At 66.2% G+C, this 7,960-nt stretch carries 12 protein-coding genes and 1 pseudogene; 8 read left to right on the top strand and 5 right to left on the bottom strand.

Annotated features, from left to right (window positions below; translation table 11 throughout):
- The first annotated feature begins 36 nt into the window (after positions 1-36).
- The 3 genes from Q0964_RS17575 (at position 37) to Q0964_RS17565 (ending at position 1,563) form a co-directional block, all read left to right on the top strand.
- Positions 37-357 carry a DUF7471 family protein gene (locus Q0964_RS17575; protein ID WP_299270385.1) on the top strand — a complete coding sequence of 107 codons (321 nt, stop codon included), beginning with the start codon at positions 37-39 and terminating at the stop codon, positions 355-357.
- 57 nt (positions 358-414) lie between these two features.
- Complete coding sequence (locus tag Q0964_RS17570; RefSeq protein WP_299270383.1) at positions 415-975, top strand: nitrous oxide reductase accessory protein NosL; 561 nt, start codon at positions 415-417, stop codon at positions 973-975.
- A 69-nt stretch (positions 976-1,044) separates the two neighbouring features.
- The gene (locus Q0964_RS17565) at positions 1,045-1,563 is read left to right on the top strand and encodes a winged helix-turn-helix transcriptional regulator (protein WP_299270382.1); all 519 of its coding nucleotides are present in this window, start codon (positions 1,045-1,047) and stop codon (positions 1,561-1,563) included.
- Between the two features lies 1 nt (position 1,564).
- Here Q0964_RS17565 and Q0964_RS17560 read toward each other — a convergent pair whose 3' ends face one another.
- From Q0964_RS17560 to Q0964_RS17550, 3 genes are read right to left on the bottom strand one after another with little or no spacing between them, the layout of a single operon-like run.
- Entirely contained in the window at positions 1,565-2,380 is an 816-nt protein-coding gene (locus Q0964_RS17560; protein WP_299270379.1) for a hypothetical protein, read from the bottom strand.
- Positions 2,377-3,096: an ABC transporter ATP-binding protein gene (locus tag Q0964_RS17555; RefSeq protein WP_299270376.1), complete on the bottom strand. Its 720-nt coding sequence runs from the start codon at positions 3,094-3,096 to the stop codon at positions 2,377-2,379. The genes Q0964_RS17560 and Q0964_RS17555 overlap by 4 nt, the downstream gene beginning before the upstream one ends.
- Entirely contained in the window at positions 3,093-5,006 is a 1,914-nt protein-coding gene (locus Q0964_RS17550; protein WP_299270373.1) for a NosD domain-containing protein, read from the bottom strand. Before Q0964_RS17550 ends, Q0964_RS17555 begins: the two co-directional genes overlap by 4 nt.
- Positions 5,007-5,225: 219 nt before the next feature.
- On the opposite strand from Q0964_RS17550, the gene Q0964_RS17545 reads away from it, so the two are divergent.
- Genes Q0964_RS17545 through Q0964_RS17535 form a run of 3 tightly spaced genes read left to right on the top strand, consistent with a single transcriptional unit; the run spans position 5,226 to position 6,987 of the window.
- Positions 5,226-5,810, top strand: coding sequence for an SCO family protein (locus Q0964_RS17545; RefSeq protein ID WP_299270370.1), 585 nt, complete (start codon positions 5,226-5,228; stop codon positions 5,808-5,810).
- Positions 5,811-5,815: 5 nt separating this feature from the next.
- Positions 5,816-6,334 (top strand): TlpA family protein disulfide reductase, encoded by a 519-nt coding sequence (locus Q0964_RS17540; protein WP_299270368.1) that lies wholly within the window; start codon positions 5,816-5,818, stop codon positions 6,332-6,334.
- The gene (locus Q0964_RS17535; protein ID WP_299270366.1) at positions 6,331-6,987 is read left to right on the top strand and encodes a cytochrome c biogenesis CcdA family protein; all 657 of its coding nucleotides are present in this window, start codon (positions 6,331-6,333) and stop codon (positions 6,985-6,987) included. Before Q0964_RS17540 ends, Q0964_RS17535 begins: the two co-directional genes overlap by 4 nt.
- 63 nt (positions 6,988-7,050) lie before the next feature.
- Here Q0964_RS17535 and Q0964_RS17530 read toward each other — a convergent pair.
- Positions 7,051-7,481, bottom strand: a pseudogene (locus Q0964_RS17530) (class I SAM-dependent methyltransferase); the annotation flags it as partial.
- Between Q0964_RS17530 and Q0964_RS18655 the strand changes: the two are divergent.
- Both Q0964_RS18655 and Q0964_RS17525 read left to right on the top strand, forming a co-directional pair.
- The gene (locus Q0964_RS18655; RefSeq protein ID WP_475405898.1) at positions 7,443-7,532 is read left to right on the top strand and encodes a helix-turn-helix domain-containing protein; all 90 of its coding nucleotides are present in this window, start codon (positions 7,443-7,445) and stop codon (positions 7,530-7,532) included. The pseudogene Q0964_RS17530 and the gene Q0964_RS18655 sit on opposite strands and share 39 nt — an antisense overlap.
- A 5-nt stretch (positions 7,533-7,537) precedes the next feature.
- Positions 7,538-7,708: a hypothetical protein gene (locus Q0964_RS17525; protein WP_299270365.1), complete on the top strand. Its 171-nt coding sequence runs from the start codon at positions 7,538-7,540 to the stop codon at positions 7,706-7,708.
- A gap of 45 nt (positions 7,709-7,753) precedes the next feature.
- Here the strand turns inward: Q0964_RS17525 and Q0964_RS17520 are convergent.
- Positions 7,754-7,960: ATP-binding protein (locus tag Q0964_RS17520; protein WP_299270363.1), on the bottom strand; the 207-nt coding region annotated here is incomplete at its 5' end.

The raw sequence follows: 7,960 nt of genomic DNA, 5'->3' as shown, positions 1-7,960 counted from the left end.
GTTTCCACGGTCACTCCCGAACCCACAGGTTGAGCGATGCTTCAACTGACCGGCGAGTGGCTCGGCCAAGGCGAGGCGACTGCCCTGCTGGTGCTCATCGGGCTGGCCACGCTGGGTACAGCAGCGCTGTTTCTCGTCGCTACCGCCGGGACGCTCCGCCGTCGGAACCGAACCTACCTGCTTTTGACGGTCGCTATTGGGTTGCTCGTCGTCCGGTCCGTCGTGGGTCTCGGGACCGTGTTCGGCGCTGTCCCGATGCCGATGCACCACCTCGCCGGCCACGGTGTCGACCTCTCGATTGCCCTGTTAGTGCTGGCGGCTATCTTTGCCGTCGATGGGCCAGAAACCCCTGAGTGACCGGTTTTCGACGACCCCACCAAGAGCCATTTGTACGTTGTCGTGGTAGTCGCCAGTATGGCCAACTGGACACGCGGGCCGACACGGCGAGCCGTGCTCACAGGGACAGCGACGCTACTGACACTCGCCGGCTGTCAGCGCGGTGGCGAAACGGCCGGGCCGGTCACCATCGCAGCGGACGAGAACTGCGCCCAGTGTGGCATGGTCATCTCCGAACACCCCGGACCAGTCGGGGAGACCTACTACCGGGACAACACCCCCAGCGGGCAGGACGAACCGGCGACGTTCTGCTCCACGACCTGCACCTATCGCCACCGATTCGCAAAGGAGCAGCAGGGATGGGAACCGGCGGCGACGTATCTGACCGACTACAGCGCCGTCGAATACGAGGTGCGAACTGAGGGCGAGAGCTCTGTGCTGACACACCATCTCGATGCGGCAGCCTTCGCCGCCACGGAAGGTCTGACTGTCGTCGCGAACGGCGATGTGCAGGGCGCGATGGGGACTGCCATCGTCCCGTTCAGCGACAGTACAGACGCGGAATCCTTCGCCGAGGAGTACGGCGGACAGACGCTCCCCGCCGAGGACATTCAGCGCGAACTGGTCAGTAGCGGGTAGGGGGATTCCTGTGAACTGAGAACGAGCGGGGGGTTGTTTTACGTTCAGCGGGTAGATGCGAGATACCGAATGTCCACGGTCACAGAGCGAGTGAACGAACACGTCGAAGCCAACCCGGGGGTCCACTTCACCGCGGTCAGGGAGGACCTGGATATCGCCACGGGACAGGCCCAGTACCACCTCAGAAAGCTGGAACGGGCCGGCGACATCGTCGCCGATGAGATCCGTGGCCAGACACACTACTACGACCGGTCCTACGACCCGTGGGAGCGTCGGGTCCTCGCGTTCGCCCGCCGGGAGACAGCCCGGGCAGTACTTGCCTATCTCATCGACGATGGGCCGCTTGGAGCGGCCGAGTTGGCCGACCGACTCGACCTCTCTCGGAGTACCGTCGCGTGGCACGTCTCCTCGCTGAACGAGGCTGGCATCGTCGAGAAGTCGTACGCCGAGCACGGCCGGGTCGTGGTCGAACTGGTTCGGCCGGATGAGACGCGCCGACTGCTCGGTGACGTGACGCCGTCGTTTGCGGACCGCCTCGTCGACCGGTTCACGCGCCTCGTCGACGAGAGTCTGGCCGATACCAGGTGAGTCACCGCAGGTGGGCGACCGCCGCCGCGCCAGCAAGCGTTGCCACCCACCAGCCGACCAGCGCAGTGGTCGCGAGCCACCCCGAGACGAACGACGACCGGGTTGGGACGGCCACGTACAGCACCTGGTCGAAGACGAGCCCACGGTAGGCACCGGCCGGTGTGACTGCAAGCGCCCCGCCGAGTGAGTCGCTCGTCAGGAGACCCCCGTCCAGTGCCGCGAACACTGCCACGTCCCCGCCGACGGTCAGCACGAGCCCCCCGGCCAGAGCGAGAACCAGCGCGCGGCTACGGGAGCCGGCTATCACCGACAGGAGGACCACCAGGGAGAGCGAGACCAGCCCGTACAGCAGCGTGAGCGCGAGGAATCGGAGGTACAGGAGCGGCGAATCGACACCGCGATGGCTGGCGAACACCGATGTCTCGGGCCCCGCCGTCATTGCCACGTGGACGCCGAGTGCCGCGAGCGGGACACCGACGACAGCCATCAGCACCACCGCACGGCCCGCGTAGGTGCCGCCGACGTACCCCCACGTCGGCAGCGGGTAGGTCTCCATCACGTCGAGTTCGCCACGGGCTATCGGGTCGGCCATCGCGCGGTAGCCGACCGCGAAGGCCAGAGTCGGAACGAGTATCTCGACGACGACGAGCACGTCGACAACCGTCGGGACGTAGCCGCCTGCCGGCCCGCCGCCGGCGGTGGCGACACCGAAGATAGCCACCCCAGTGACGAGCGTCAGCGCGAGAAAACTCCGTGTTCGGACCGCCGCCTGCACCTCCCGGGCGAAGACACGCCAGAAACGGTCGACCGTCGTCATTCGTCACTCCCTCCCGTTACCACGCTTGTCTCGCCCGCCAGCAGGGAGGTGAACGTCTCGTGTAGCGGTCCCCCAGTCCGCTCCCGGAGCGACGCCGGACTGCCGGTCGCACGCACCTCGCCGGATTCGAGGACGGCGAGATAGTCAGCGGTCCGTTCGACGAGCGGGAGATCGTGGGAACTCAACACGACGGTCCGGCCCTCGGCAGCGATAGCTTCGATGACCTCGAAAATGCGTTCGCTCATCGCCGGGTCCAGCCCGCTGGCTGGTTCGTCCAGGACCACCACCGGCGGGTCAGCGGCCAGCGCCTGGGCGATACCCAGTAGCCGCCGCATCCCGCCCGAGAGGCCAGTCACTGGTCGGTCAGCCACGGCCGCCAGACCCACCGTATCCAGCAGCCTGTCGGGGTCGTCGTTGACGAGGCCAGCGTAGAACGCAGCGGTCTCGGCGACGGTGAATCCCGGTCGGAACGTTGGCTGCTGTGGGAGGTAACCGAAGCGCCGGACGGCTTCGGGCCCGTTGTACTCGACGGTTCCCAGCGTCGGCCGCTCGATGCCGAGCAGGAGTTCCAGGAGCGTCGTTTTTCCAGACCCGTTAGGACCGACGAACCCGGTCACTGCGGACGCCGGGACATCGAGTGAGACCGAGTCGAGTGCAATCACGTCGCCGTAGGACTTCGTTAGGTCGTCAGTCGAGAGTGACGGGTCAGCCGTCATGGCGATGCCTCCGTCGTGGTTTCGTTCCGTAACATAGCGACAGTCTCCGGGTTGGCAGGTGCGGCCAGTGGGTGCGTATCGACGATGCTCCCGCGGCGAAAGCCGGGTGTCGTTCCGCGCAAGGCGCGGAGCGCGCGGATGCTGGGTGCTTCACGAAGGACGACTGCCGCGTCAGAGTGGTGCAGTTGTTCGTCCACAGTGTCGGTGGGTGAGTACGGCTGGGCTACTGTCGCCCCGTCGTCCGCCGAGAGGTCGTAGGCGCCGCTCCAGTAGTTCCCTCGGCCGTCCTCGGTGTACCACCGCAATGGACCGGGACCGGAGACGGCGTGCTGGTCGTTCGCCACGAAGTCGTTCTCGGTGACGGTGTTCGACGGGAGCACGGTGGCAGCGGTGATGCCGATGTCGCTGCCGTAGACGACGTTGTGCTCGTAGAGGGAGCGGCCGGCGTTCGCTGACAGCCCACGGGTCGTGTTGGCGACGACGTTGTGGCCGACGTAGCTCCGACTGCCGGCCATCATTATGCCGCTCCCAGCATCGCGCACGTCGTTGCCGACGATGGCGTTGCCGTCGGGGTTGGTCATGACGACGACGCCGGCGTACTCCTGGTCGCGGGCGGTGTTGTCGGCAACCAGTGCCGACGAGGTGTACATCAGGTGGACGCCGAAGCGGTCGTCGCGCAAAGTGTTGTCCCGGACGACGGTCCCGTCGGCGCGGTGGAGATAGATGCCGTCCCGCCCGCCGCGGAACGTGCTGTGCTGGACGACGATACCGGCGTGCATCCCGACGACGCCCATGAAGCCGTCCTCCCAGGCTGCGGTTCCGTTGACGATAACGTTCTCGACGACGGCGTCAGGTGTCTGCCTGAGAACGAACCCGCTCGACGGCGTCTCGACGGTGATGTTCGAGATGTACAGCCTCGAGGCGTTTCGCGCTGTCACGGCGGCGTCGCTGTTCCCGTAGGCCGCCGTCACGGTCGCATCCCATGCCGAATCGCTCGCTGTCGACGTGTTCCCGACTGTCTGGTTCCCGACGCCGGTGACCGAGAGGTCGGTAATCCCGACCCGGTCGGCGGTCACCGTGACCACCGTACCGTTGCCGCCGCCGTTGAGTGTCGCATTGCGCCCGCGCAGCGTTATCGGTTCGTCGATGGTCACCTGCTCGCGGTAGGTGCCGTTGGGAACGACGACGGTGGTGTTTGGGGGTGCAGCCTCGATGGCAGCTTCCACCGTGGGGGCATCTTCACCGACCACGACCGACACCGGTCGCGTGTCGAGCCTGCGGGCCGTCTGGACGGTCTCGTTGGCCGTCGCTCGGCGGTCCGGGACCTGTTCTCGGACGGCCACGGCACCCTCCTCTGCGAACGAGAGATTCTGGATTGTCGACCAGTCGACGACCCGACCGCCACAGCGGTCCGCAAACGTTGCAGCGTCATCGGGGGTCCCGAACGGCACCACGACGGGACCCGATGGTGCCCGCGCGCTCCCGTTGACGACGTAGTGCGCTTCGCTCGCGGCTGTCCATCCCGTCGTTCCGCTGGCCCGCAACGTGCCGTTCTCGCCACACGTCGCACCGGCGCCACTGTAGTCGGAGACGTACACCGCGAGCGGGTAACCGAACTGCTGTTTGTGGCCCGGTTCGGTCAGCGCTGCGACCGTCCGGTCGAGACCGACGTAGCCGACCACATACCGGTACTGCGAGTAGAACACCTCCGCCCGTGGAATGCTGACATCACGACCGAGCGCCCGCTGTTCGTCGGCCATTGTGATGCCACGCTGGACGGTCCGGTCGAAGGAAACGGGGTCCGGCCGCTCGCTGCTGAGGTCGGCCACGAACGCGGCCCCGAACACGACGATGGAAACAACGAGACCGAATACGGCGACCATTTGCCACAGGGACAGCGTCAAGCGCATCTATCGAGGGTACGAACCCTTCGGCAAAACACTGTCTGGTAGAACCCTCGAAACTGGGCCTTGGTACGTTTATCGAACGGTTTCGAGGGTCTTACCAGACCACTTTTTGTCGGTATCGCCGAAATTTCTCTGATGCGACGGCGACGGATACTCCGAACGATAACAGCGGCCGGAGCCGCCTCAGTCGCAGGCTGTCTCTCCGAGACAGGGTCAAAAGTCGTGCTCGACTCCCCTGCCGACCGACAGTTCGACAGCGAGAACCTCCCGTATCCCGCCCACGGGCAGGCGTTCCCGCAGTTCTCGCTCCCTAATCCCCTGTCCGAGGAGACGATCGCGACCGAACAGCTGGACGAGACACTGCTGGTCACCGGCTTCTTCGCGACCTGTCCGGCCGAGTGTGTCCAGCTCATCGGCCAGCTAGTTGGTGTCCAACACGGGGTCGTCGAGGAGGGGCTGACCGACGCAGTCCGGTTTCTGGCCATCACGTTCGACCCGGAACGGGACGACGCAGAGGTACTCCAGGAGTACGCAGAGCGAATGGGTATCGACCGCGAGGCCGGTAACTGGGAGTTCCTCCGTCCGCCCGATCCGGCGGCGGCCGAACGCATTGTCGACGAGCAACTCGGCATCACCTTCGAGCGTGTCAGCGAGAGCGCCCGAATCGAGGGCTACGACTTCAACCACCTCTCGCTGACCTTCCTCGTGAACCCCGGTGGGTACGTCGAGCGGGCCTACCGGACCTCCCAGCCCGATGCCGAACAGGTGCTCGCGGACACCCGAACGGTCGTCCAGCGGTCGGGGTGACCGGCATGCGTCGCCGCCACCTCCTCGCGATCCTCGGCGGAACTGTCGCCGTGGGCGCGGGCACCCTCTACGCCCGACCGTGGCAGTCACCGAACGACAGCGCCGACCCCGTCACCGTCGAGACGCTCGAAGCACCCGGGAGCGACGCGGGCACGGTCACCGTTCCGCCGGCCGACGGGCCGCTAGTGCTGGAGTTTTTCGCCACGACCTGTTCGACGTGTGCCGACCAGATGACGGTGCTCGCGGACGCACAACAGCGCGTGGACGCCTCGGTCCCGTTCCTGTCGGTGACGAGTGAGCCGGTCGGCCTGTCGGTCAGCCGAGCCGACGTGCGCGAGTGGTGGCAGGCTCACGACGGCGCTTGGCTCGTCGGTCTCGACGACGGGACGACACTCGCCCAGCGGTACGACGCGACGCGGGTACCGACGACGCTCGTGCTCGACGACGGTGTCGCGTGGCGACACACTGGCCCCTTTGACGCCGATATCCTCGTTTCGACAGTCGGGGCGGTGACCGACGGATGAGCGCGGGCGTCCCCCTCGCGTTCGCGTTCGGCGCGGGCCTGACGACATTCGCCGCCCCCTGTGTGTTTCCGTTACTTCCGGGTTACGTCGGCTATTACGCCGACCAGCACGGCGGCCAGGGGACGGTGCGGCCGCTGGGACAGGGACTGGCGGCCGCCGCAGCCGTACTCGCCGTCTTTGCGACACTGACGGCCGCCGTCTACGTCCTCGACAGCCGCGTAGTGTCATCGCTCGCCGGAGTAGAGCCACTCGCTGGCGGCGTCCTGGTAGTGCTCGGTGTCGTCACGCTCGCCGGCTACGCGCCGTCGGTACACCTCTCGCTCCCGGCGCGTCGAGACACCACGCTTGGCGTGCTTTTCTTCGGCGGAGTCTACGCCGTCGCCGCCGCGGGGTGTACCGTGCCGATACTGCTGGCGGTGGTCGCGCAGGCTCTCGCGATGGCGCCGCTCCCGGGTGCCATGGTGCTCTCGGCGTACGCTGGGGGTGTAGCGCTCCCGATGGTCGTGGCCACCGTCGCGGTAGGGTACGGGGCCGACATGGTGACTGGTGGTGCGGGCGCATCGGGCGCCACGCTCACGCGTGTCGCGGGGGCTGTCATGCTGGCCGCGGGTGCGGTGCAGGTGTGGAACGGCCTGCCAGTCGGACTGTTCTAGAGGCGGACAGCGCCGGCTGACGGGCTTGGATGTGTCGGTAAATCGTGATACTGCCCCGTCGCAGTCGGCGACGACGAACCGGCCACCCGGCACAAGCACGCGCCGTATGTCCGCGATAGCATCCGCCGTCGCGAACTCGTGGTACGTCGTCGTCGAGAACGCCGTGTCGACGCTGTCGGTGTCCAGCGGCATGTCATCAACTGGTGCGGTCACGAGTTCGACGTTCCCCGGAACGCCTTTCTTCAGGTAGAAATCGTGTATCTCCGGCCGGAAGTCGACGGCGTACACCTCGCCGGCGTGCGGGGCGACGTCATCAGTGTAGAACCTGGTTCCGCTGCCGAGGTCGAGACTGTATCCTCGGGCGAGAGGGCCAGCGCCCAGCGCAGTTCTTCGGCCGAGAGGACGCTGTAGCGCCGACCGGCGTCTTCGCGGTCGTCGCCGATGTGGACGAGCCAGTGACGGTTGACGACGTCGCCGAGCGAATCGAGCGGCATCGATCGACGGCGTTTCGGTCGCTCACGCGGCTTGTCGAAGCCGGCCCCTAGAACGGATGACACGCGACGATAGCGGGCCGAGTTACCGATACGTCTACCGGATGCGGGATGCCGACGCACTCGCCGACGAGATGCACCGATTACTCTCTGCCTGGTACGTCCGGATAGATGAACGCATCGGGGAGGTAACCCGACAGTTCGAACAAGCGTCCCAACAGTCGACCTGAGCAAGACAGTAACAGAGTCGGTATGGTGCTCGGGCCATCGATATCTTACTGTTCGGCTCGCTGTAGTCTGATAACGAACTCGGCACCCTCGTCACTATCAGTTGCGTACACGTCCCCGCCGTACCGGTCGACGAGCGTATCGACCAGATACAGTCCCAGGCCGGTCCCCGAACTTTCCAGTCCCTTCTCACCGCGTCCGAATATCTCGTCTTTTCGCTCGTCAGGAACCCCCGGGCCGTTGTCCGCGATGTG

It is taken from the genome of Halorientalis sp. (assembly GCF_028275115.1).
Classification (GTDB): domain Archaea; phylum Halobacteriota; class Halobacteria; order Halobacteriales; family Haloarculaceae; genus Halorientalis.
The sequence above is the reverse complement of the archived record's forward strand: the minus strand, read 5'-3'. Positions and strand labels throughout refer to the sequence as shown.

Bases quoted from the DNA above. Each gene is read 5' to 3' on its own strand.
- Q0964_RS17575 (WP_299270385.1), top strand. From the start codon at position 37: ATGCTTCAACTGACCGGCGAGTGGCTCGGCCAAGGCGAGGCGACTGCC.
- Q0964_RS17565 (WP_299270382.1), top strand. From the start codon at position 1,045: ATGTCCACGGTCACAGAGCGAGTGAACGAACACGTCGAAGCCAACCCG.
- Q0964_RS17525 (WP_299270365.1), top strand. From the start codon at position 7,538: ATGACACGCGACGATAGCGGGCCGAGTTACCGATACGTCTACCGGATG.
- Q0964_RS17550 (WP_299270373.1), bottom strand. From the start codon at position 5,006: ATGCGCTTGACGCTGTCCCTGTGGCAAATGGTCGCCGTATTCGGTCTC.
- Q0964_RS17560 (WP_299270379.1), bottom strand. From the start codon at position 2,380: ATGACGACGGTCGACCGTTTCTGGCGTGTCTTCGCCCGGGAGGTGCAG.
- Q0964_RS17540 (WP_299270368.1), top strand. From the start codon at position 5,816: ATGCGTCGCCGCCACCTCCTCGCGATCCTCGGCGGAACTGTCGCCGTG.
- Q0964_RS17555 (WP_299270376.1), bottom strand. From the start codon at position 3,096: ATGACGGCTGACCCGTCACTCTCGACTGACGACCTAACGAAGTCCTAC.
- Q0964_RS17535 (WP_299270366.1), top strand. From the start codon at position 6,331: ATGAGCGCGGGCGTCCCCCTCGCGTTCGCGTTCGGCGCGGGCCTGACG.
- Q0964_RS17570 (WP_299270383.1), top strand. From the start codon at position 415: ATGGCCAACTGGACACGCGGGCCGACACGGCGAGCCGTGCTCACAGGG.